At 63.8% G+C, this 23,445-nt stretch carries 19 protein-coding genes and 1 tRNA gene; 5 read left to right on the plus strand and 15 right to left on the minus strand.

Going from position 1 to position 23,445, the window contains the following annotated elements:
- Nucleotides 1–115: 115 nt before the first annotated feature.
- From ACSBOX_RS16560 to ACSBOX_RS16600, 9 genes are all read right to left on the minus strand, one after another.
- The gene (locus tag ACSBOX_RS16560; protein ID WP_442543427.1) at nucleotides 116–1,627 is read right to left on the minus strand and encodes a CoA-acylating methylmalonate-semialdehyde dehydrogenase; all 1,512 of its coding nucleotides are present in this window, start codon (nucleotides 1,625–1,627) and stop codon (nucleotides 116–118) included.
- A gap of 56 nt (nucleotides 1,628–1,683) precedes the next feature.
- Complete coding sequence (gene iolD / locus ACSBOX_RS16565) at nucleotides 1,684–3,612, minus strand: 3D-(3,5/4)-trihydroxycyclohexane-1,2-dione acylhydrolase (decyclizing) (protein ID WP_442546052.1); 1,929 nt, start codon at nucleotides 3,610–3,612, stop codon at nucleotides 1,684–1,686.
- Between the two features lie 20 nt (nucleotides 3,613–3,632).
- Nucleotides 3,633–4,562, minus strand: coding sequence for a Cgl0159 family (beta/alpha)8-fold protein (locus ACSBOX_RS16570; protein WP_284764273.1), 930 nt, complete (start codon nucleotides 4,560–4,562; stop codon nucleotides 3,633–3,635).
- Complete coding sequence (gene iolC / locus ACSBOX_RS16575; protein WP_442543428.1) at nucleotides 4,559–5,593, minus strand: 5-dehydro-2-deoxygluconokinase; 1,035 nt, start codon at nucleotides 5,591–5,593, stop codon at nucleotides 4,559–4,561. Before iolC ends, ACSBOX_RS16570 begins: the two co-directional genes overlap by 4 nt.
- Nucleotides 5,594–5,802: 209 nt before the next feature.
- On the minus strand, nucleotides 5,803–6,207 hold the full coding sequence (locus ACSBOX_RS16580; RefSeq protein WP_442543429.1) for a tautomerase family protein: 405 nt from the start codon (nucleotides 6,205–6,207) through the stop codon (nucleotides 5,803–5,805).
- Nucleotides 6,208–6,575: 368 nt separating this feature from the next.
- Nucleotides 6,576–7,478: a succinate--CoA ligase subunit alpha gene (gene sucD / locus ACSBOX_RS16585; RefSeq protein ID WP_442543430.1), complete on the minus strand. Its 903-nt coding sequence runs from the start codon at nucleotides 7,476–7,478 to the stop codon at nucleotides 6,576–6,578.
- Nucleotides 7,479–7,491: 13 nt separating this feature from the next.
- On the minus strand, nucleotides 7,492–8,661 hold the full coding sequence (gene sucC / locus ACSBOX_RS16590; RefSeq protein ID WP_442543431.1) for an ADP-forming succinate--CoA ligase subunit beta: 1,170 nt from the start codon (nucleotides 8,659–8,661) through the stop codon (nucleotides 7,492–7,494).
- A 283-nt stretch (nucleotides 8,662–8,944) separates the two neighbouring features.
- On the minus strand, nucleotides 8,945–11,518 hold the full coding sequence (gene pcrA, locus ACSBOX_RS16595) for a DNA helicase PcrA (protein ID WP_442543432.1): 2,574 nt from the start codon (nucleotides 11,516–11,518) through the stop codon (nucleotides 8,945–8,947).
- Between the two features lie 334 nt (nucleotides 11,519–11,852).
- Nucleotides 11,853–12,692 (minus strand): inositol monophosphatase family protein, encoded by an 840-nt coding sequence (locus ACSBOX_RS16600; RefSeq protein WP_442543433.1) that lies wholly within the window; start codon nucleotides 12,690–12,692, stop codon nucleotides 11,853–11,855.
- Between the two features lie 33 nt (nucleotides 12,693–12,725).
- Between ACSBOX_RS16600 and ACSBOX_RS16605 the strand changes: the two genes are divergently transcribed.
- Nucleotides 12,726–13,373 carry a hypothetical protein gene (locus ACSBOX_RS16605; protein WP_442543434.1) on the plus strand — a complete coding sequence of 216 codons (648 nt, stop codon included), beginning with the start codon at nucleotides 12,726–12,728 and terminating at the stop codon, nucleotides 13,371–13,373.
- Nucleotides 13,374–13,392: 19 nt separating this feature from the next.
- Here ACSBOX_RS16605 and ACSBOX_RS16610 read toward each other — a convergent pair whose 3' ends face one another.
- The 3 genes from ACSBOX_RS16610 to ACSBOX_RS16620 form a co-directional block, all read right to left on the minus strand.
- The gene (locus ACSBOX_RS16610) at nucleotides 13,393–15,882 is read right to left on the minus strand and encodes a hypothetical protein (RefSeq protein WP_442543435.1); all 2,490 of its coding nucleotides are present in this window, start codon (nucleotides 15,880–15,882) and stop codon (nucleotides 13,393–13,395) included.
- A gap of 236 nt (nucleotides 15,883–16,118) precedes the next feature.
- Nucleotides 16,119–17,474 carry an SWIM zinc finger family protein gene (locus tag ACSBOX_RS16615; protein WP_442543436.1) on the minus strand — a complete coding sequence of 452 codons (1,356 nt, stop codon included), beginning with the start codon at nucleotides 17,472–17,474 and terminating at the stop codon, nucleotides 16,119–16,121.
- 101 nt (nucleotides 17,475–17,575) lie between these two features.
- Entirely contained in the window at nucleotides 17,576–18,613 is a 1,038-nt protein-coding gene (locus ACSBOX_RS16620) for a hypothetical protein (protein WP_442543437.1), read from the minus strand.
- A gap of 174 nt (nucleotides 18,614–18,787) precedes the next feature.
- Here ACSBOX_RS16620 and ACSBOX_RS16625 point away from each other — a divergent pair, with 174 nt between their 5' ends.
- Entirely contained in the window at nucleotides 18,788–19,165 is a 378-nt protein-coding gene (locus tag ACSBOX_RS16625; protein WP_442543438.1) for a hypothetical protein, read from the plus strand.
- A gap of 87 nt (nucleotides 19,166–19,252) precedes the next feature.
- Here the strand turns inward: ACSBOX_RS16625 and ACSBOX_RS16630 are convergent, their stop codons facing one another.
- The 3 genes from ACSBOX_RS16630 to ACSBOX_RS16640 all read right to left on the minus strand — a co-directional run bounded on the left by ACSBOX_RS16630 (nucleotide 19,253) and on the right by ACSBOX_RS16640 (nucleotide 22,248).
- The gene (locus ACSBOX_RS16630; RefSeq protein WP_442543439.1) at nucleotides 19,253–20,773 is read right to left on the minus strand and encodes a putative bifunctional diguanylate cyclase/phosphodiesterase; all 1,521 of its coding nucleotides are present in this window, start codon (nucleotides 20,771–20,773) and stop codon (nucleotides 19,253–19,255) included.
- Nucleotides 20,763–21,209, minus strand: coding sequence for a DUF7793 family protein (locus ACSBOX_RS16635; RefSeq protein WP_442543440.1), 447 nt, complete (start codon nucleotides 21,207–21,209; stop codon nucleotides 20,763–20,765). Before ACSBOX_RS16635 ends, ACSBOX_RS16630 begins: the two co-directional genes overlap by 11 nt.
- A 277-nt stretch (nucleotides 21,210–21,486) precedes the next feature.
- Nucleotides 21,487–22,248: a DUF998 domain-containing protein gene (locus ACSBOX_RS16640; RefSeq protein ID WP_442543441.1), complete on the minus strand. Its 762-nt coding sequence runs from the start codon at nucleotides 22,246–22,248 to the stop codon at nucleotides 21,487–21,489.
- A gap of 140 nt (nucleotides 22,249–22,388) precedes the next feature.
- On the opposite strand from ACSBOX_RS16640, the gene ACSBOX_RS16645 reads away from it, so the two are divergent.
- The 3 genes from ACSBOX_RS16645 to ACSBOX_RS16655 all read left to right on the plus strand — a co-directional run bounded on the left by ACSBOX_RS16645 (nucleotide 22,389) and on the right by ACSBOX_RS16655 (nucleotide 23,331).
- Nucleotides 22,389–22,461: transfer RNA gene (locus tag ACSBOX_RS16645), tRNA-Arg, on the plus strand.
- 1 nt (nucleotide 22,462) lies between these two features.
- A complete protein-coding gene (locus tag ACSBOX_RS16650; RefSeq protein WP_442543442.1) occupies nucleotides 22,463–22,918 on the plus strand; it encodes a DUF6314 family protein in 456 nt (151 codons plus the stop codon).
- Nucleotides 22,915–23,331 carry an NUDIX hydrolase gene (locus ACSBOX_RS16655; protein ID WP_442543443.1) on the plus strand — a complete coding sequence of 139 codons (417 nt, stop codon included), beginning with the start codon at nucleotides 22,915–22,917 and terminating at the stop codon, nucleotides 23,329–23,331. The genes ACSBOX_RS16650 and ACSBOX_RS16655 overlap by 4 nt, the downstream gene beginning before the upstream one ends.
- The last annotated feature ends 114 nt before the right edge of the window (nucleotides 23,332–23,445 follow it).

The raw sequence follows: 23,445 nt of genomic DNA on the forward strand, positions 1-23,445 counted from the left end.
CAATCCTTAACGTTGACTGCTCCCCAACGGGGGCCGCAGCCCAACTGACTCGCATTTGGTGTCGTTATGAGGGCCCATAACGACAACTATTGCTAGCTAGTTGGGTGGGAGGGGGTCAGTTGGAGGGGAAGTTGTAGGAGGCGCCGGAGGCGTGGGTGGGTTCGGGCCAGCGGGAGGTGATGACCTTCCCGCGGGTGTAGAAGGACACGCCTTCGGGACCGTAGATGTGCTTGTCGCCGAAGAGCGAGGCCTTCCAGCCGCCGAAGGAGTGGTAGGCCACGGGTACCGGCAAGGGCACGTTGATGCCCACCATGCCCACGGTGACGGAGCGCTGGAACTTGCGGGCGTTCGCGCCGGAGGAGGTGAAGATCGCCGTGCCGTTGCCGTAGGGGTTCGAGTTGATCAACTTGATGCCTTCGTCCAGGTCTTCGACGCGGACGACGACGAGGACGGGTCCGAAGATTTCCTCGGTGTAGGCGGTCATTTCGGTCTTGACGTGGTCGATCACGGTGGGGCCGACCCAGAACCCTTCTTCGTGGCCGGGGACCACAAGCTCGCGGCCGTCCACCACCATGGCTGCGCCTGCGGTTTCGGCTTCGGTGACGATCCGCACGATGCGTTCCTTCGAGGCCGGGGTGATGACCGGGCCCATTTCGGCGTCGGGCTCGGTTCCGTTCTTGACCTTCACGGCGAGGGCGCGTTCTTCGACCTTCTTGACCAGCAGCTCCGCGGCGTCCCCGACGGCGACCGCGACCGAGATGGCCATGCACCGTTCGCCGGCGGAACCGAAGGCCGCGGCGGCCAGGTGGTCGGCGGCGTTGTCCAGGTCGGCGTCGGGCATGATGATGGCGTGGTTCTTCGCCCCGCCCAGGGCCTGGACCCGCTTGCCGTGCTTGGTGGCGGTTTCGTGGACGTACTGGGCGATCGGGGTGGAGCCGACGAAGGAGATGCCGTCCACGTCCGGGTGGGTCAGGAGCCCCTCCACGGTTTCCTTGTCGCCGTGCAGGACCTGGAACACGCCGTCGGGCAGGCCGGCCTGCTTCCAGAGCTTCGCGAGCAGCATCGAGGCGGAGGGGTCACGTTCGGAGGGCTTGAGGATGAACGCGTTGCCGGTGGCGATCGCCATGGGTGCCATCCAGAGCGGCACCATGACGGGGAAGTTGAACGGGGTGATGCCCGCGACGACGCCGAGCGGCTCCCGGAAGGAGAACACGTCGATGCCGGTGGAAACCTGGTCCGAATAGTCGCCCTTGAGCAGCTGCGGGATGCCGCACGCGAACTCGATGACTTCCAGTCCGCGGCCGATCTCGCCCTTCGCGTCGGAGATGACTTTGCCGTGCTCGGCCGTGACCAGGGCCGCGAGCTCGTCCACGTGGGAGGCGACGAGTTCGCGGAACTTGAACAGGACCGCGGTGCGCTTGGCGAGGGAGAAATCGCCCCACTTTTCGCTCGCGGCCTTCGCGGCGGCGACGGTGGCGTCCAGGTCTGCCCGGTTCGCGAGCCGCAGCTCCGCGGTCACGGCTCCGGTGGCCGGGTTGTAGACCGGCTGGCTGCGGTCGCCTTCGCCGGCGGTTTCAACACCGTTGATGAAATGGTTGATGGTGGTCAGGGTGGTCGTCGTCGACATGTGCGGACTTCCTTGTCTGGTGCTTGGGTCTGGTGCTTGAAGAGAGCTTGAGGGGTCTAGCCGAGCAGCTTGCGCTGGCTGTTCTTGTGTTGCGTGTAGCTCCGGTAAGCCTGCTGCGTGGATTCGAGTTCCGAGACCTGCGAGACGGGAACATCCCACCAGGATTCGGAGCTCGGGGCGTCCAGCAGGGGGTCCGATTCGACGTGGATGACGATCGGTCCGGTCTCTTCCGGCGCCGACTTCGCGTCGCGGATGGCCTGTTCGAGTTCGGCGATGACCTTCTCGCCGGGCTCGATCCGGATGACCTTCGCGCCGAGGGACTCGGCGTTGAGGGCCAGGTCGATGGGCAGGTTCTCGCCGGCGTCGAAGGAGTGCTGTTCCTTGTCCAGGACGCGGTACTGGGTGCCGAAGCGCTGCGAGCCGAGCGACTCGGACAGCGAGCCGATCGAGGCGTAGCCGTGGTTCTGGATGAGGACCACGATCAGCTTGATGCGTTCGGCGACGGCGGTGACCAGTTCGGTGTGCATCATCAGGTAGGAGCCGTCCCCCACCATGACCACGACGTCGCGGTCCTTGCCGCCCGCGGCGGCCTCGGCCAGGGCGGCACGCTTGACGCCCAGGCCTCCGGGGATTTCGTAACCCATGCAAGAGTAGGCATATTCCACGTGGTAGCCGAAGGGGTCCCGGACGCGCCACATCTTGTGCAGGTCGCCCGGGAGGGAACCGGCGGCACAGATGACCACGTCATGCTCGTCCATGGCCCGGTTGGTCGCGCCGATGATCTCGTTCTGGGCCGGCAGCGGGGTGTGGCGGGTGTCGAAGGCTTCATCCACCGTGGCGTCCCAGCGCTTCTTCTCGGCCGCGATCTTCTGCTCGAGGTCAGCGCCAACACGGTAGCCGCCGAGCGCTGAGTTGAGTTTGACGAGGGCCTTGCGGGCGTCGGCGACGATCGGCAGCACGGTTCCGTGCTTGTACGCGTCGATCGCGGCCACGTTGATGTTCACGAACTTCACGTCGGGGTTCTGGAAGGCAGTGCGCGACGCCGTCGTGAAGTCCTCGTATCGGGTACCGATGCCGATGATCAAGTCAGCCTCGGCAGCGATGGCGTTCGCCGCCGTCGTGCCCGTGGAGCCGATGGCTCCGAGCGAGAACTTGTGGTCCCACGGCAGTACGCCGACGCCGGCCTGGGTGTTGCCCACCGGGATGCCGGTCAGTTCGGCGAACGTGGCGAGTTCCTCGTTGGCGAAGGCGTAGAGGACGCCGCCGCCGGCGATGATGAGGGGGCGCTTCGCGGCACGGATGGCCTCGGCGGCGCGGCGGATGTCGTCGTCGTCGGCCTCGGGGCGGCGGATCCGCCACTCACGCTCGGCAAGGAACTCCTCCGGGACATCCAAGGCCTCGGCCTGGACGTCCTGCGGCAGGGAAATCGTCACCGCGCCGGTCTCGGCCGGGTCTGTCAGGACGCGCAGGCCGTGGTGGAACGCGGAGAACAACTGCTCCGGGCGGGACACTCGGTCGAAGAACTTCGAGAGCGGACGGAACGCGTCGTTGACCGTGATGTCGTAGGCGTAGGGCAGCTCGAGCTGCTGCAGCACCGGATCCGCCGCGCGGGTGGCGAAGGTATCGCTGGGCAGCAGCAGCACCGGCAGACGGTTGGTGGTGGCCAGCGCCGCGCCGGTCAGAAGGTTCGAGGAACCCGGGCCGATCGAGGTGCTGATCGCGAACGTCTGGCGACGGCGGGTGTGCCGGGCGTAGCCGACAGCCTGGTGCGCCTGGGCCTGCTCGTTGCGGCCCTGGTAATACGGCATGATCGCCGGATCGAGCTGCTGGTACTGCTTGAGGGCCTGGCCGACGCCGGCGACGTTGCCGTGTCCGAAGATCCCGAAGGTGCCGGGGATAAGGCGCTCCCGGTACTCGCTCCCGCCGACGGTGTCCACCGTGTACTGCTTGGACAAGAACTCGACAACCGCCTGGGCGACCGTCATTCTGCGCGTTGACATTACTCTTACTCCGATACTTTCGCAGGTGTCTTTAGCAGCTCTGGCGTCTTCAAGAGCGATGCGGCGGTGGCAACGGCCCCGGCCACGTCGCCGTCGGCCGGATACAAAAGCGTCCGGCCCACAGTCAATCCCTGGACCCCGGGGAGTGCAAGGGCGGCCTGCCAGCTGGCGAAGACCTCGTCCTGGCCCGCGTCCGGATCCCCGCCCAACAGGACCGTGGGAAGCGTGGTGGCCGCCATGACGCGTTCCATCTCGGCCACGACCGGCAGCTTCATCCAGGTGTAGGCGCTCGTGGAACCGAGGCCCTCGGCAATCGCGACCGACTTGATCACGGCGTCCGGGGAAAGGTCGTTGCGGACCTTGCCGTTCGCCTCGCGGACGGACAGGAAGGGTTCCACCATCGCGATCAGCTTGCGCGCCGCGAGCGAATCCACTGCCTTGGCGGTGGCTTCCAGGATCGACGCCGTGTCCGGGTCCCCGAGGCAGATCCGGGTGAGCATTTTGCCGCCGTCGGCGCCGAGGGCATCAAGTGCCGCCGCGGTGTGGCCCGTGAAACGGTCATCGATTTCGTTGACCAACCCGGCGAGGCCGCCGCGGTTCATCGAACCGAAGACGAGCTTGCCCTCGAGCGCACCCAGGAGCAACAGGTCGTCCATGATGTCCGGGCTCGCGAGCACGCCGTCGACGGCGGGGTTCGCCAAGGCGATCTGCAGCCGGTCGAGCAGGGTCCGGCGGTCTGCCATCGCCGTCGGGTCAGCGCCGACGCTCAGGGCGCCGCGGGCCGGGTGGTCGGCCGCGACGATGAAGTTCTGCGTCCCGTACTTGAGTCCCGGGTGGCGGCGACGGGCGGCGGCGGCGCGGGCAACGGCGTCGGGATCTTCAAGCCGGATGGCACTGAGGTGCTCGTACCGGCGGGGGTCGTCATTGAAGCTCAACGTGTTGCTCCTTCGGAAACGGCTGCGTGGGAAGCTTCTGCGTCGGTGCCGGCGGTGCCGGCGGGGGTCAGGCGGCCGCGTTCAGCGAGCAGCGAGGTGACCTCGTCCGGCGTCGGCATGGCATCTGCGCAGGAGAGGCGGGAGGCGACGATCGCGCCGGCGGCGTTCGCGTAGTCCAGGACCTGGGCCAAAGGCCAGCCGGACAACAATCCGTGGCAGAAGGCGCCACCGAATGAGTCGCCAGCGCCCAGGCCGTTGACGGTCTCCACCGGAACCGGTGCGGAAACGACGCGTTCGGTGCGGGTCTTGGCCATGACACCTTCGGGGCCGAGCTTGACGACGGCGATTTCGACGCCGGCGGCCAGGAGGCGATCAGCCTGCTCGTCCGGGGTTCCTTCACCCACGGCGACGGCACATTCCTTGTCGTTGCCGATGGCCACCGTGACGTGCGGCAGGATCTTGGCGACCTCAGCCCGGGCCTCGTCCTCGGAAGCCCAGAACATCGGCCGGTAGTCCAGGTCCAGGATGGTGTACTGGCCCTCCTTGAGTCCGGTGCGCGGACGTGCCTCGTGGGCTGCGAGGTGGGCCGAGCGGCTGGGCTCCTGGCACAGGCCGGTCACGGTGGACCAGAAGATCCCGGCGTCCTTGATCGCGTCGAGATCCAATTCCTCGGCCTTGATCTGAAGGTCCGGCGCCGTCGGGAAACGGCCGTAGAAGTACAGCGGGAAGTCGTGCGGGGGCTGGATCGCGCAGAACGTGGCCGGCGTCTGCAGGCCCGGCACCGGGGTGACGAATCCGTCGTCGACCCTGAACTTGCGCAACTCGCGGTGGAGGTAGACGCCGAACGGGTCATCACCCGTACGCGTAATCACGCCGGAACGGCGGCCGTGGCGGGCAGCGGCAACAGCCACGTTGGAGGGCGAGCCGCCAAGATACTTGCCGAAGGACTGCACATCCTCCAGTCCCACACCGATGTCGTTCGGGTAGATATCAACGCTGATGCGCCCGATGGTGAGCAGTTCGTGGGTCACGGTGATCGCGGACCTTTCTGTAGTGAACTCTTCTTGCGGGACGGTGAGAGCTCCGGTGCTTTTGCCGGCCCGCAGTGAGCGGGGCCACAACCACTACTTTGCACCAGAATTCATGTCCTGTCAAAGGTTTGTACTGACATATTTACAACGAAACGTAATGGCTTGAATTACGCGATGATATGGGCTTGAGTCCGCCCCAAAACGCTGAATTACCGGGCGGGAACGGCAAGTTCGCCGGTGACATACTGGGCCCGGCCGAAGCCGAAGGACCAGTCATCGGCGGTGTTTTCGACGCACCCCAGGAAGACATCCTCGCCGGCGACGCCGATCTCGCTGAGCTGCGCCGCAATGGCGGCGAACAGGGACTGCTTGGCTTCGCGACTTCGACCACCCTGGGTGAAGATCTGGATCATGACCACACCGGAACTTCGCTCGAAGCCGAGCCCGGCGTCCTGCGCAATGATCTGGCCCGCGGGATGCTCGGTGATGATGTGGAAGTAGTCGCGCTCGGGGATGCCATACTCGGCGAGGATGGCATCGTGGATTCGCTTGCTGAGGTCGCCGAGCTGGCCCTGAGTACGGCCTTCGTTGACATCGATGCGGACGAGGGGCATCTGTTCTCCTTCAATAGTTTGTCCTGACATACTAACAAACTTGCCGATCGCGTCACAAGTGCTTGCCGCCGTGACGCCCCTCCCGCAGCGACGCCCGCTCACTTATGGGCCCCAAACGCCAAATGCCCGCTCACCTATAACCCCTTAAGCACAAACGCTCGCTCACCGTAGGTGAGCGAGCGTCGGGCGAAAGCCTTCAAAGGTGAGCGAGCGTTCGTGAAAAGGACGCGATATGTGAGCGAGCGTTGGTCCTTGCAACGTTCGTCCGGCCGTCCAACAGTTAAACAACGACGGCGCCCGTCACCTTCACGTGGAAGGTGACGGGCGCCGCCGTACTTCAATCGCGCGGAAACCCTGCGCGGGTTGTGCTAGAGGGTTGCGAAGACCTCGCGGAGGAGCTTGGCGGTCTCGGACGGCGTCTTGCCGACCTTCACGCCTGCTGCTTCGAGAGCTTCCTTCTTGGCCTGTGCCGTACCCGCGGAGCCGGAGACGATGGCGCCTGCGTGGCCCATGGTCTTGCCCTCGGGAGCGGTGAAGCCTGCAACGTAGCCGACAACCGGCTTGGTCACGTTGGCCTTGATGAAGTCGGCTGCACGCTCTTCGGCGTCGCCACCGATTTCGCCGATCATGACGATTGCCTTGGTCTCCGGGTCAGCCTCGAACGCAGCGAGGGCGTCGATGTGCGTGGTGCCGATGACGGGGTCGCCACCGATGCCGATCGCGGTGGAGAAACCGAGGTCGCGCAGCTCGTACATCATCTGGTAAGTCAAGGTACCGGACTTGGAGACCAAGCCGATGGGGCCCTTGCCCGTGATGTTTGCCGGGGTGATGCCAACCAGGGCTTCGCCCGGGGTGATGATGCCGGGGCAGTTCGGGCCGATGATGCGGGTGATCTGCTTGCCGTTAGCGTCCACCGTGGCCTGGGCAAGTGCCCAGAACTCGGCCGAATCCTGAACCGGCACGCCTTCGGTGATGACAACAACCAGGCCGATGCCTGCTTCGATGGCTTCAACCACAGCGGCCTTGGTGAATGCCGGCGGGACGAAGACGATCGAGACGTCCGCGCCGGTTTCGGCGATGGCTTCCTTGACGGTGCCGAAGACAGTGATTTCCTTGTCCCCGTGCAGCACCGTGGTGCCGGCCTTGCGTGCGTTGACGCCGCCGACGATGTTGGTGCCGGCCTTGAGCATCAGGGCGGTGTGCTTGGTGCCTTCGCCGCCGGTGATGCCCTGGACGATGACCTTGGAGTCCTTGTTGAGGTAGATAGACATAGTCTTGCGTCCCTTACTTCGCTGCGTTGGCGAGCTCGGCGGCCTTGTCGGCGCCCTCGTCCATGGTGGCTGCCAGGGTAACCAGCGGGTGGTTGGCCTCGGCCAGGATGCGGCGGCCCTCTTCGACGTTATTGCCGTCGAGGCGGACGACCAGCGGCTTGTTGGCGTTGGAGCCAAGCTCGGCCAGTGCACCGACGATGCCCTTTGCCACGGCGTCACACGCCGTGATGCCACCGAAGACGTTCACGAATACGCTCTTGACCTGCTCGTCACCGAGGATGACGTCCAGTCCAGCGGCCATGACCTCAGCGGAGGCTCCACCGCCGATGTCCAGGAAGTTGGCCGGCTTGACGTTGCCGTGGTTTTCGCCTGCGTAAGCAACGACGTCGAGGGTGGACATCACAAGACCGGCGCCGTTGCCGATGATGCCAACCGAGCCGTCAAGCTTGACGTAGTTGAGGTCCTGCGCCTTGGCCTTGGCCTCGAGCGGGTCGGCTGCGTCCTTGTCCTCAAGTTCATTGTGGTGAACGTGGCGGAAGCCGGCGTTTTCGTCCAGCGAGACCTTGCCGTCAAGGGCAACGATGTCGCCAGCGCCGGTCTTGACCAAGGGGTTGACCTCAACGAGGGTTGCGTCTTCCTTCTTGAAGACGTCCCAGAGCTTCAGGATGACGGAAGCAACCTTGGCGCGCAGTTCCTCGGAGAAACCGGCAGCGGCAACGATTTCGTCGGCCTTGGCCTGGTCGATTCCGACTGCGGGATCGATGGCTACCTTGGCGAGTGCCTCGGGGCGCTCGACGGCAAGCTGCTCGATTTCCATGCCGCCTTCAACCGAGCACATGGCCAGGTAGTTGCGGTTGGCCCGGTCCAGCAGGACGGAGAAGTAGTATTCCTCAGCAATGTCGGCGCCCTGGGCGATCATGACCTTGTTGACGGTGTGGCCCTTGATGTCCATGCCGAGGATGTTGGTGGCGTGCTCAAGCGCTTCGTCAGCGGACTTTGCGACCTTGACACCGCCGGCCTTGCCACGGCCACCGACCTTTACCTGCGCCTTGACGACGGTCACGCCGCCGATGTTCTCGGCAGCAGCCTTTGCTTCTTCAGGAGTGTGCGCCACGATGCCGGCGAGCACGGGTACACCGTGCGCTTCGAACATATCGCGCGCCTGATATTCAAACAGGTCCACGGTTTAGTGTCCTTCTACGTCGAAGTAGTTTCTGTACAGCCGGAAACCACGGTGACCGCGAAAACCGGCTGCGGATAGGTGCGCATCGAACGGCCGACAAGCAGCCGGTCACATTGCGCAAGTTCCTCTCGAACTTTAGCCCCCCGGGGAGGCCAGCCGGTTCTACAGTACCTGTTAAGTGAGTAAGCACACAGTTCTATGGACCGTAGAAAAACCGCTATATGACGCGGTTTTCCGGCGCTCTGGACGCCGCCATGCCGGGACGACAGGACGCCTGGAGCCGCTAGGAATCCAGTTTGGTGAGCGGCGCGTAACGCAACAGCAGCCGTTTCTCCCCGACGTCGAACTTCACCTTCGCCACGGTCTTGTCGCCGGCGCCTTCGACGCCGATCACGGTGCCGTTGCCGAAGCTCGTGTGATTCACCTTGTCCCCGACGGCGACGGCGACCACTTCCTTCTGCGGCTGGACACGATTGCGTACGACGGCGGCAGGCACGTCGGCGTTGAAGCCCGCCGTCGCGCTGGCGGCAGCCCCGCGCGAGGTGCCGGCACCCCAGAAGGATCCACCGTAACGCCCGGAACCGATGGGGGCGTTGCCCCAACCGCTCACTTGGCGGGAGGTTCCTTCGCGTTTCCACTCCACCAGGCCGGTGGGGATCTCCTCAAGGAATTGGCTGGCGGGGTTGTATTGGCTCTGGCCCCACATGCTGCGGACTTCCGAGCGGGTCACATAGAGGCGCTTCCGCGCACGGGTGAGGCCCACATAGGCCAGGCGACGCTCCTCCGCCAGTTCCTTCGGATCGGTTGCGGACCGCTGATGCGGGAACAGCCCGTGTTCCATGCCGGTCAGGAAGACCACCGGGAATTCCAGGCCCTTGGCCGTGTGGAGGGTCATGAGCGTGACGACGCCCATCCGTTTGGCCTCAGCCACGGCGGCGGCCGCGTCCTCGGAGGATCCTTCCGGAGCGTCCGGGATCTGGTCCGCGTCGGCTACGAGGGAAACTTGCTCCAGGAATTCACCCAGCGAGCCCTCGGGGTTGTCACGTTCGTATTCCCGGACCACCGCCACCAGTTCGGCGAGGTTTTCCACGCGGGATTCGTCCTGCGGATCGGTGCTGGCACGGAGCCCGGCAAGGTACCCCGTCTGTTCCAGGACCGCTTCCAACGCTGCCGCAGCCCCGGAACCGGAGGCCACTTCGGCCAGGTCATCCAGGAGTTTCACGAATCCCAGGACCGCGTTCACGGAACGGGTGGCCATGCCGGGAGCCTGGTCCGCCTTGCGTGCCGCAGTCATGAACGACGTCCGTTCGCGTTCGGCAAGTGCCGCCACGGCTCCTTCGGCGCGATCGCCGATTCCCCGCTTGGGTTCGTTGAGGACGCGACGCAAGTTGACGTCGTCGTCCGGGTTCACCAGGACGCGAAGGTACGCGAGGGCGTCCTTGATTTCCTTGCGTTCGTAGAAGCGGGTCCCGCCCACCACTTTGTACGGCAGGCCGACCCGGACCAGCACGTCTTCAATGGAGCGCGACTGGGCGTTGGTCCGGTAGAAAATGGCGACGTCGCCGGGACGCAGGCCTTCCTCGTCCTGGAGCCGGTCGATTTCCTTGGCGATGAACTGTGCTTCGTCGTGCTCGTTCTCCCCCACGTAGCCGATGATCTTTTCGCCGTCACCCTCGGCCGTCCAGAGCTTCTTGTCCGGGCGGTTGGGGTTGCGCGAAATAACGGAGTTCGCCGCGCTCAGGATGTTCTGGGTGGAGCGGTAGTTCTGCTCCAATTTGATGGTGCGCGCTTCCGGGTAGTCCTTCTCGAATTCGACGATGTTGCGGATATCGGCACCGCGGAAGGCGTAAATCGACTGGTCGGAGTCGCCGACGACGGTCAGCTCGCTCGCGTGGGGACCCTCGCCGACGATTTCGCGGACCAATGCGTACTGGGCGTGGTTGGTGTCCTGGTATTCGTCAACGAGGACGTGACGGAAACGTCGGCGGTAGGATTCTGCGAGCGCGGGGAAGGCCCGGAACATGTAGACGGTCTGCGCGATGAGGTCGTCGAAGTCCATGGCGTTGGCCTGGCGCAGGCGCTGGGTGTAGCCCTTGAAGACCTCGGCCACGGCCTGCTCGAAGGGTTCGTTGTAGTTGGCGCCCGAGGCGAACGCATCGTCGTCGATGAGCTCGTTCTTGAGGGCCGAGATTTTGTGCTGGATCGCTTTGGGCGCGAACTTCTTGGGATCAAGGTCCAGGTTCTTCGCGACGAGCGTGATGAGCCGCAGGGAGTCCGCGGAGTCGTAAATGGAGAAGTTGGAGTTCAGCCCCACGTTGGCGGCTTCGCGGCGCAGGATCCGCACGCAGGAGGAGTGGAATGTTGAAATCCACATGGACTTGGCGCGGGCACCCACGAGCGCTTCGATGCGTTCCCGCATTTCCGCGGCCGCCTTGTTGGTGAAGGTGATCGCCAGGATCTCACCGTGGTGGGCCCGCCTGGTGGCGATCAGGTAAGCAATGCGGTTGGAGAGCACGCGGGTCTTGCCCGAACCTGCTCCAGCCACGATCAGCAAGGGGCTGCCGGCATGCTTGACGGCTTCCTCCTGCTGTGGATTCAATCCTTGGAGCAATGCCTCCGCGGACGGCAAGCCCGAGTGGCCCCGCTCCTCCGCACCGCCAGGCGTCCCTCCCCAGGACGCACCAGACGCACCCCCGCCGGGCACGGAACCGCCGGAGGCAGAACCCCCTCCGGGCGCAGAGCCGCCGGGTGCAGAGCCGCTTCCGGCGCGCGAAAGCATGGCCGGAGCGGCCTTGGTGGCAGCTGTGCTTGCAGCTTTGAAGGGGCCATCCGCGTACGGGTCAAACAACATATCCATGGTGTTTACAGTCTAGGCGGTGGCCCTGACACTCAATGTCCGGAGGCCACGCAGGATCGCTTCCCCCACGGGACATGCCCCCTCTTCGCCCGAACCAATGGACATAACAGCACTATGTCCACTCCCCGGACCAAGGAAGGCGCATGCTCACAGAAACCACAGGACTAGAACTGACCAGGCCGCCCAAACTCCACACCACCCCACGGGACATGCCCCCTCTTCGCCCGAACCAATGGACATAACAGCACTATGTCCACTCCCAGGCCCAAGGAAGGCTCATGCTCACAGAGACCAGAACACTATGTCCACTCCTCACACCAAGGAAGGCGCATGCTCACGCGAATTGCGGCACCGAGGTGAGAGCCGCGCGCAACTCGCGGACCGCCGTCGGGCCTCCCGCGATGAACCAGTCCAGGCCGTTGACTCGCACGACGTCGGTGTCCCCGCCGGCCGCGCGGACGATCGCCTTGCCGGGGAGCCAGTCCCACTCGGGGCAGCTGTGTTGGAACCAGCAGCCCAGTTCGCCGTCGGCGACCCTACCGAGATCGCAGGAGCCGGAGCCGAACATGCGCAGTGAAGCGGCGGACACCGCTGCGGCGTGCCACGGCATAGCGGCGCGGGGATCGGCGAGCCAAGTGGGGTGGATGTAGGTCGCGGCACCGAGTTCGCTCAGGGCAGCTCCGGACGGTCCCGAGATCAGTTCGTCGTTGAGGGTCGCGGGGCGGCCTTCGCCGCCTGTCCAGAGCTTGTCGAGCTCCGGTTGATAGATCGCCCCGAGGATGACGTCGGCATCCGGCGCACCGGCATGTGCCGTGCCCTCGTGCTTTAAGGCGATCGCAGAGCACCAATACGTTGAGCCGTGCAGGAAATTGTAGGTACCGTCCACGGGATCGATCACCCACGTGCGGCCGCTGCTTCCTGCCACGGAGCTTCCTTCTTCACCCAGGATGCCATCGTCAGGGCGGCAACGGCGCAGTTGTTCAAGGACGTAGGCCTCGGCTGCATGGTCCGCGGCGGTCACCACGTCCGAAACCGAGGTCTTCCGTTCCCCCTGCAGCCCGCCCATCCGCATCAGCAGGGCAAGCTGGCCGGCTTCCCGGACCAGGGCTGCAGCGAGTTCGTAGTCGTCGAGCGAAGGATCAAGTTCTGTGGCGGAGTGCCTGCCAGTGGTCATGGGTCCAGCTTATGTGGCGGGATAATGAATGACATGGCCAAGACCCCAGCCCAACGCATCAAGAAGCACGGTGCCAATGCCGCCGTGCCCCAGCACCACTTGCCGTCGGTGATCAATCCCACCGCCCAGCAGGGCCCTGAGAAGGCGCAGAACAACGGCCGCCTCATCGTGATCGCCGGGGTCGTGGCCAGCCTGTTCCTGTTCTGGTACGTGCACCTCCTGACCCTGAACCAGATGACCCAGTTGTCCGGCGGCCTGGCCATGCCCGATTCCCTTATCGGCGGGTTCTCCACCGACTATGCCCATCAATTGCATGGCGTCATGACCGACGACGCCCGCGGACAGCTCAGCTACATCCACAAGACCGCCGGAACCCTGTTTCCGCTGATCTTCGGCTTCACCTGGCTTCTGCTCATTGGCACCAACGTTGCCGGAAAGGCACTGCGCTGGGCCCTGTGGGCTGCTCCCCTTCTGTTCGCGGTGGTCCGCTTGTGCGGCAATGTGGCGGTCGACGCCGCGCTGGGAACCGCAACGCCCGACGCCGGCCAGGTGGCTTTGGCTTCCACGCTCACCGTCGCGGGCTGGGTACTCTTCCTGCTGAGCCTTTTGGCTGGCGGCGCGGCTGTGTTTATGGGGCGGCGGGCGTCCCGGGAGGACCGGCGGAAGATCCGGCAGGGCTAGGGATCGGCACCGGACGGCCCTATCGCGCCGGTTGGATCCCCATCGCCGACAACAAACGATTCGCTTCGAGGAACGTCTTCGTGGCCGACTTTAAGCTTGCCAGCGCGCGGACGGCAGCGACGAATTCCCTCGGTACGTTCTCAGCCGTCCGATGGCCCACCGGAATGCAGTCCCAGAATTCCGTGCAGCTGGCGAGGATCTCCGGGGATCCGGCGGGGAGCCTCTGCTCCTCACCGATGGCGACCACCAAGGCAACAAGAGTCGGCCAGACGAGATCCAGATATCCTTCGTACGCCACAAGCGCGAGGTTTCGAACAAGGCGACCCAATGAAAGGCCTCCGGCTTTCAAACACTTTGGCGCGGCGGCCGCCAAATGGTCTGCGGACAACTGCCCAGCCTCGGCCAGCACCAGAACGATTTGCACTATGGCATCGCGGGTCTTTTCGTGTGCGGACGCAAGCGCCCTCACAATCCATTCGTGTGAGTGCACCCCGAGGTCATCGGCGACCCAAGCGTCCATGCCAAGCCTAGAAACCTCAAACTCCGACCAGGACGAATCTACCCAGGGCCTCAGACGCCACACGGCACCCAATTCAGGCCAGAATGGAACTTCCGCCGCATTTCCGTCGGAACTGCGCTTTGCCGTGTTCCATAGCTCAGCCTCGAACAAATGCTGTGGGATGGACGGGAATCGTTCCTTTTGCAAGGGCAATGTGAGCGGCTCGTCGACCTGAGGTGCAACGAATCCGCCCCCTGCTACCCAATCGCGCAATATCCTTCCAGCGTTCCGCTCCGGATCATCGGATCCGTCCAGCGGTTTGACGTCGAGCCTTTCCAAGCCTTCCGCGTCAATGCCGGAGGTAGGCCCCAACCGAAGCAGGGCTTGAAACATGTCGGCCTCCCCGTACGCCAACCCTTCACGTTCATACCATTGAAGGGCTGGGATGAGCCGTTCAAAGCTCACCCGGAAGTTCGCGTAGCTCGGGGTGGCCAGGGAATATGCGGCTGTCCCGGTCACGACGGCCAATTCGCTAAACCGAAGTATGCGGACTGCGCCCAGCGGATTCGTTGCCCCGAATGGATCCCTGTAGTCGAGCGGCTCGGACATCGAACACCGAAGCAACTCCATCACGCTGCGGTGGGCGGCCACGTTGTGCTCGCCCGAAGCCCACATCCTCAGCACGAATCCGGGACTCGGCGTCGCCCAGTGACCCCAGCTAGTTTCTAACAGGCCGTTCGCCCGTGGATTGTCAGGAGGAGAAACGAGGAATGGGTACTTCTTACGATACTCCTCGCGAAGTTCTGGAGGTCGGCGGTACAGGGCGCGCAGCAGCAGCTCCAGGTTTTGTTCTTCTTGGATCCGCGAGCCGTAGTAGTCGATCTGTTCAGCAAGGGCACGCCTGGGATCACGTCGCAGTGGCGCAAATGGCTTCTCTGCTGGCTGTCTTACGCCAGTTGCCCAAAGTTGCGCGGGCGCCGGAGCCTCTGGATCGGTAGGAGTACGCGGAGTCCCCAGGGTCTTCGTGGCGATGGCCTGGATCTCCAGATCCGAGGAGCCTGCTGCAGCCTGCCAACATGCGGCGACGACGGCGCCGTCGTAATTCCCGGTCACTGCTTGGGACTTCAAGTGCCGGACCAACTGTTTCTGCAGGTTCTTTTCCGGCCGGCCAAACACGGTGGCGCTCAGATCCTCCAGATCGCGCCCGTCCAGGGGCGTTTTGAGCAAGAGCTGCAACGCAAAGCCCGAGAGGAACCCCGGTGCCGCGGCCACTGTCGACAACCAAAGTGGCACGCTCGCGGCCATCTCTCGTGGGTCGAGACTGAGCACCTTCAGCACATCGAGCAAGACCCTTTGGGTGGGCATGCTGTCACCTCGCGCCAGCGCGGTATGGACATGGGCTATCACCGACTCGCGACTGAATGTCCCACGCTCAATGTAGCCACGAACCGCGGTCTCCACTCCCCAGTTTTCTGCGTTGAATCGATAAGTCAACGCACCGAGCAGGTTCGGAAGCTCGAAGCAACGCAGGAGTGTTTCAGGAGCCGTGGCATCTTGATCCCATAACTCAAGCAAAGATTTCTGCATCTTCGGAAAGAGTTGTGCACGCCCGTCGTTGCCTATCCGGAATTCGACGCCGGACCAACCGGTGTACTCAAAATGCGCGGCGCTTTCGTCGTTCCAAACCTCATGGGACCTAGCGCCAACAAGGCTCCTGTAGAACCACGCCCACACACGCGGATAGGCCTCAAAATCCTTCGGTTCGATTCCAAAATGCAGCATGAGCGGCAGGCAACAGCGGACAACATTTATTGCTGTCCGCTCTCCACTTCGTGCATTGCGTGCAATTGCCGCAGCCACAAATCCCCTGCACCAGCTCTCACCTCTGGAAGCCAGAACGTCCAGCAGCAAAAGGATGTGGACAGTTCGGATCGGGAAATCCCGCCAAGGCAGGATTCTGGCGGCGCTGACCGGGGAATCCAAAACCACCGTCAGGATGTGGATAACCATCAAAAGGTCCCAGGTTTGGTCGATTGATCGGCCTGCTCCGTACTGCCGCCAATCATGGGCGTCGGCCAACAGGTATCTGCGTTTCTTGGCGAACCAGTGTGCCGCTTCCGTCCGCTCATCTGGGAGAATCCCTACGAGGTAATCACGCAGAGCGTCCCATTGCCGAGACTCGACAAGGTGACGTAGATGCTCAACGACCCTGGGCTCGGCGCTTCCCATTCCCGCCCCTGCGGCCGTCATGAGTTCGCCGGTCCTGGATCTCGTACAGGCTCCATCCGGAAGAGCTGCACCGCGAGCACATGTTTACAAGGCCCCCTGGAGCCCCGGTGGTCAGCCCACCACGCACAGGTGCACTGGTAGACGCCGTCAATTCTTCTTACGTGATGGACGTAAATGCCAACTCCCGCCTGGACTTGCCATCGGTCCCCTAACCATTCGACGCCCCCCTCCTTGGCTACGATGTCGCGAGCAGCCCGAAGCCTCGGATAGTCCTTGACGATCCGGTCAGGTTCCAGCGGCAGCTCCCGGTGGAAGTAGGCGCCCTCAAGCAAATCGAAGCCGACTTTTCCGGAGGTCCCCAAGCAGGCGAGGCCTTGAGTGACTCTCTGGGCGGGGATGCCCGTTCTGCCTTCCAGTGCCGTTGCGGAGATGACGGGCTGCCACTGGAGAAACTCCTGCACCGCGGCCCCATCCTCCTTGGCTCCGGGAACAGCGAGCGCTTCCAAGATGCCGCCCTCTCCTGAAAATCCACGGTAAGGCTCGGGCGAAAGCAACAGCGTGAAGTCGGCTCCGGGAAGCCTGAATACCCAGGCACTTGCACTGCTGTCGTGGCGAAAAATCTCCAGTTTCGACGCAAACCGCGCCACCCTCTTTGCGGCGGCGAGCCTCCCTGTGCCTGCCAAGGTGACGGTGGAAGGTTTCTGGCGGACCTCTTCCCGGAGTCCTCGAAGAGAGGATGCGAGGAAAACAGTGCGTCCTGGCTGCGCTGCCGGAAGGGAAGCCAGGAACTGGGTGATCGCCGGACCGGACAAAGTGGCCAGATGCACCATTCCTGCTGCGATGGACGGCGTTTCGGCGAAGCCACGGATCCATCGGTCCGGCAGCTCAACCTGGCGTTCAACATGGCTCTCTCCGGGGGTGGAGACCACCAGCTGCTCCCGGCCGACTTCCAAGTGGAGGAGCTCGTTTCTTGACACATTCGCCAGCATTGAGCGAAGCGGACCATTGATGTCCACGTTTGTTGTCCCAAAGCCGATTTCCCCGCCGTCGAGCCCCCTGCTCGTCAGGTCAAGCCGGGCATAGACGCCATTGCAGGCTGAGAAGGACTCCGCGCGTAGGCGGTCGCCGCCGGCGGTCATGACCGGGTCCAGGACGTCGCTCAACCTGAAGGCCGCATCAAAATACCGTGACGCTGCCACATCCGCCACGGCCAGCAGCGCGCTCGAAACCACCTCGGGCCGGACGGCAAAGCCACGGAAGAAGCTCGGATTGTCGACCAAGCCTTGAGGGGTGACACCCAAGGCGGACTCAAGAAAGAGCTGTTGGACTCCCTCAGATTCGAGAAGCATCGATTCGGCGCGGTACATACCCATGCAAATCCCCCGTCGTGGATGAGCCTGTCATAGCGCCAGAGTAGACCCCGGCTTCGCCGGAGCGAAGGGCCAACGCCCGCGTCCGCTACTCCTGCCGAGAATCAGGCTTCCGAATCGCTCCCCGGATCGAGCATCTCCCGGGCTTGGAGGGCACGCTGGTGGGCGCCTGCTTTGTCGAAGCGGTCGGCGGCTTCGACCAGGCTTTCCTGCGCCGCCTGCTTGCTCCCGGTATCGGCTTGGGCACGCGCCATCAAGAGGAATATCTCGCCGGCGATCTGCGAAGGCAGCTGATCTGCGCTGCCGCTGATTTCATCCAGCAGCTCAAGCGCCGCTTTGGCGTCTCCTGCCAGGTAGTTCCAATGCGCGCGGTTGAGGCGAAGCAGGAGAATTTCCTCTTCGCTCCCCCCGACAACATCCGTGGCAAGTTCGGCACGTTCGATGCACCGCAAAGTGGCGGCGTCAGCCACGTCCGCCGCCAGCCTCATCGCCGCCGATGCCTTGTTGAACTTGGCCCAGACGTCCAGGTTCCGTGACGGGGAAAAAGTTTCGGCGGCGAGCTCATGGTAGTGGAGGCCCTCATCGACCTTGTCGCAGAGGAATGCCACATTGCCGATGACCCAGTACGCCTTGCCGGCCAGCTGGTCATCCATTTCGTCGGAGATTCTTTCCGAGAGGGACAGGCACTCCTCCCAGGCCTCCTCAAGCTTTCCGGATTCGCCATACGTCGCGATCAGAGCCTGCCGTGCATGGACGTCGATTTCCATGTCTGCGTCATCATCGACCAAGCCCACGGCCGACGCCGCGGCCGCCGTCGCCATCTCCAGAAGTCCTTCACTCCGCAGGGAGTTCGCCATCAAAATGAGTGCCCTGGCCCTGTGCTGGGGTGAGGCCGCAGCCAACGATGCCTCGGAAAGTGATCGCGCCAGGGCAGTGCACTCGGCGAAATCACCGGCGTCGAGAAGGTTCTCGGCTTGCAGGAAGGTCATGTTCCACCAGCCCGTGGAATCGCCCTCGTCGCGGGCAATATCGGCGGCCGAACGCGCGCCGTCGGCAGCCTTGGTGAACTCATGGCTGGCGCGGTGCTCCCTCGCCTCAAGCTCCACCGCAGCGTACGCCGGCGCAACCTTTTTTTCTCGCATAGCTCCATTATGTCCCTGAGACACTTCATCGAGACGCGGCAGGGCAATTAGCACGATTTTGGAAGATGCCGACCAAGCATTGATGACACGGCGTGTCGTTACTCTTATAATGAGCGTGCTTCACTTTGTTCACTTCAGTCGCATCAGTCACAAAAACATATCAGGAGCTTTCGCATGAAAAGAACTTTCGCCGCTCTCCTCGCGGCAGCAGCAATCTTGCTCGCGGGAATTACCGGCTCGGCAGCGGTATCCGCCAGCAGCCAGACCCCGTCGCAGGATTCCTCCGTAGCCATTGGCTGGTGGCCCAACGCTGTCACCCAGGGTGCGGCTCAGGCTATTGGCTGGTGGCCCAACGCCGCCACCCAGGGTGCGGCTCAGGCAATTGGCTGGTGGCCCAACGCCGCCACCCAGGGTGCGGCACAGGCAATCGGTTGGTGGCCCAACGCCGCCACCCAGGGTGCGGCACAGGCAATCGGTTGGTGGCCCAACGCCACCACCCAGGGTGCGGCACAGGCAATCGGTTGGTGGCCCAACGCCACTCCGTCCAACTAGCTCCACCTGAAAGGCACCGGACCTTGGGTCCGGTGCCTTTCTGTTGCCTGCCTTCCGTCGCGGGGAGTAAACGGGGAGTAAGTACGTTCAGGCCCCCCGCAGCAGTTCCGCAAACTTGTCCGCCGCCATGGGCCGTCCAAAGTAATAGCCCTGGCCACTGGCGCAGCCCAAGCGGGCAAGCTCAGCCGCCTGTTCTGCCGTTTCGATGCCCTCGGCAACGGCCTGCATTCCGCACGCATGAATGAGTTGGAGAACGGCCGCCACAAAATTCCGTTCCTTCTCGTCCTTGCCCAGGTCCTGGATGAGGGAGCGGTCGATCTTGACCACGTTGACGGGAAGGCTGCGCAAGTAGCTGATGGACGAATAGCCCGTGCCGAAGTCGTCGATTTCCAAACGGATGCCCAGACGCCGGAGGCCGGTCAGCGAGTATTTGTCGATGTCGCTGCCATTCACCGCCATTGACTCCGTCAGCTCGATGACAAGCTTGGATGCTTCCACTCCGGTCTCGGCGAGCACTTCCCGGACGTGCTCGATCAATTCCAGGCTTTGCAGTTCGGTTGTCGAAATATTGACCCGCATGCTGAAGTCTTCGTCCACGGCCGGGCCATCCAGCCACTCGCGCAGTTGCTGCATTGCCCGCCGAAGGACCCAATACCCGAGGTCGAGGATGATTCCGGTTTCCTCGGCCAGCGGGATGAAGGCATCCGGCATCAACAATCCCCTTTCGGGGTGGTTCCACCGCACCAGCGCCTCGGCGCCTTCAATCCGGCCCGAAGCCAACTCGACAACAGGCTGGAAGTGGAGCACCAGCTGATCTGTGCGGATGGCTTCACGCAGTTCCGAGATCATGAGTCCTTGGAGCCGGCGCGCGTACAACAAGGCCGGTTCGAATACCCTGACGCTGCTCCCTTGCTCGGCCTTTGCCGCATACATGGCCGTATCGGCTTCCATGACGAGGTCGTCCACCGACTGTCCCGGTTCGGCGACCCGGAGCCCGATGCTGGTCCCGCAGATGATCCGGACTTCGCCGATGTCGATGCTCTCACCGACAGCCCGAAGGATCCGCTTGGCGACGCCCCGTGCATGCGCGGCATTGGATTTTGGCAGCATGACGGCAAATTCGTCCCCGCCGAGCCTGGCCACCATGTCAGTGTCGCGGACCGCTGAGATCAGGCGCCGTGCTGTGACCTTCAAGACGGTGTCCCCTGCCCCGTGCCCCAAGGTGTCGTTGATCCCCTTGAATGAGTTCAAGTCCAAAACCAGCAACGCCGGCGGGAGCTCACCCCTCTCGGCCTCGACGAGTTCATGGTTCAGCGCCCGTTCGAGTGCCGTGCGGTTGGCCAATTGAGTCAGCGGATCAGTGAGCGCCATCCTTTCGAGTTCGATCTGGGCCTCGCGCAGCATCGCAGTCCGGCTTTCGACCCGTTCCTCGAGCTCTTGGTAGATGGCTTGAAGATCGTCGGCCATGAGGTTGATCCCGGTAATGACGGCAGCCACCTCGTCCCGCGGGCCGGAGACCGGGATCCTCGTGCTGAGGTCGCCGTCGGCAATCCGCACTACCCCTTCAACAAGGGCAAGGAGTCGCGGGTCCTGGGGCTCATGATTCACTGTGGTGCTCTCTCAACCAGTCACGGGCTTCCGCCTCTGAGGTGAAGAACTGTCCCGGGAGGGAACCTGGCTTCGCGCGCAGGAGAAAATGTGCGATCACACGGTCCACAGGGCTCTCCCCCAAGAGGGCACAGGCTGAAACCGCCACGGAATTCGTGTACGTCAGGCGCGCGTCGTCGGTGACGGAAAGTACTCCGGTCACTCTGAGCAGAAGCGGAAGCCTTCGGCCGTCCGCAAACATGCGAACGGCCGCCGCGGCCGCCCGGGCTTCCGGCGAGCGGACCACGGAATTCGGCGGCAGGGTGACCTCGACAATTCCGTCCGCCGCCAAGTCGACGGTGATCTGGTCGGCGGGGGCCGTCATATCTTCGGCTGAAGCCTCCGAAGCGTCATCGGGAAGCGTGGAATCCCGGGCGGGCAGGGTCTGGGCGCTCATCGCCGTGTGGCCTGTCGCCGTCGGGCGATCGGCCCGTGAGGGTTCCGAAGGGCACAACCCGAAAGGCCGGATCCTGCCCCTAGGAGGAAAATAACGCCTGCGTGTCCCGGACGACGCAGAACAAGCTGATGAGTCATGGGTCCTATGTTCTGCCGTATCGGTCAATCTAGTCTGCGCCAAAACTGCGTGGAACCCTCAGCCCGGCGCCATTCCGGTGAGTGCACTCATGATAATGCAAAGATTACCCACCCGCTGACATGAGGCTACCCGCGAAAACTCAGCGTTTTGCAAGCCGCGCCGTTCGCCGTACATCCCGGACCCTTTGCGCCACCACCAGCCCCGCGGCGGAAAATCCGATCGTGACCGGATAGCCCATCAGGCGTTCCAGGGTTCCCGGTTCCGGGACGTCCATCCGCGTCAACCCACCGACCACGAGGGCGCCCAGGGTCAGCACTCCGCATACCAGGATGAACCAGCTCATGGGTGTATGCGGCAGCCAGAGCACTCCGAGGAGCACCAGGGCGAATGCACCACCGATGAAGAACATGAGGGCGCCCACGAAATGGAAGGGAGACCCCAGGTCTTCCGGCACAAAACCAACAACCACGGTCCCCAGCCCGGAGATCCCCGTCAGGACACGGACCGCGACGGCGGTGGCCCGCGCTCTGCGGTAGCCGGCGCCTTGCAGGATCCGCACGCCGGGACGGGCCGCGATGCACAGGAGCGCGGAACTCAGCAGCAACGCCCCGAAAAGCAACGCCAGGCCCTGCACCACGAAGGAGGCATTCATGAGCAGGTGAAGGGGCGAACAGACGTCGCGGTGCTCGTAGGCCCCGCATTTGAGCGCCCCAAGATCGCTGATGAACCCGGTCCGGCGATCGTAGGGCTCGGGGCCGCGCCAGGCTTCTATCACCGCCGATTCCGCCACGAAATACTGCACCACGCTCAAGTGGGCCCAGCCTCCGATGTTGGAGCGGATGGTCGCCAGGTCCGGGAGGTGGTCGCCGGGGTCGGCCTGCACCGTCATCTGCTCTCTCATGCGGGCCAGCCTAGCGTCAGCCCACCGCGTCCCGCGCCGCCCGTGGTGCCCGCGGCGGTGTTCGGGGGCCGCCCCGGCAGCTTGTATGCTTGTATGCGTGCCCGGCCAGCGGCTCCCAGGAGCTTCCAGCCCGTGCACAGGCCCTCGTAGCTCAGTGGATAGAGCACGGCTCTCCTAAAGCCGGTGTCGTTGGTTCGATTCCAATCGAGGGCACTTGAAAGACCAGCTGCGCGAATCGTCTCCGACGCAAGACCTGCGGGCCTACCTGCTGGGCAGCTGGACCGTGGAACGGTCCCTGTGGGACCGGGCGAGCGGCGCCCGGGGCACGTTCACCGGCGTCGTGCGCTATTCAGGAACGCCCGACGGCGGCCTCCTCCTTCGCGAAGACGGCACCATGACGTGGCCCACCCACACGGGTCCGGCCTTCCGCGAATACCTCCTGCGGCCCGCCGGCTCCCCCGCCGCCATGGACGTCTACTTCCCGGACGGGAAACCCTTCCACCGCATGAGCTTCCGCGACCACGCCAACGAGGACAGCCACTGGTGCGATCCCGATGACTACAAAGTCAATTACCTCTGGGGCGGACCGGACGCTTTCAGCTACGCGTGGGACGTCCACGGACCGGCCAAGGACTTGCTGCTGGAATCGCGGCTAAGGAGAGAGCAATGACCCACAACGGCTCGGCCAAAGACGTGATAGTCGTCAGCGCGGTCTGCGTCTACGACGACGCCGGACGGTTGTTGACGGTACGCAAGCGCGGTACGGACAAGTTCATGCACCCGGGAGGCAAGCCCGAACCAGGTGAAACCGCGGCGGAGGCCGCCTCCCGCGAGCTGGCCGAGGAAGTCGGAATCGACGTCGATCCGGCTGAGCTGGAGCCCTTGGGGAGCTGGCTCGCTGTCGCCGCGAACGAGGCCGCCACGGACATCGAAGCCACCGTCTTCACGGCACCGGGCACGTGGGAAGCCCATCCTTCCGCCGAGATCGCAGAGATCCGCTGGTTGGATCTCTCTGCCGAACTTCCGGACGATTTGGCTCCACTCCTGACCGATCACGTGCTGCCCTTGCTCGCCCAAAAGTAGGGCATCCCCGCGGCGGGAAATTCCGGCCTCACGGGGATTCTCATTTTCCGGGTTTTGCCGCGAAGAAGCAGTGGAGCTTTGCGCCTTCTGGTGGCAAAGTTTGGTCTAACCTAA

Origin of the sequence: Arthrobacter sp. KN11-1C (assembly GCF_052180225.1) — a bacterium.
GTDB lineage: Bacteria > Actinomycetota > Actinomycetes > Actinomycetales > Micrococcaceae > Arthrobacter.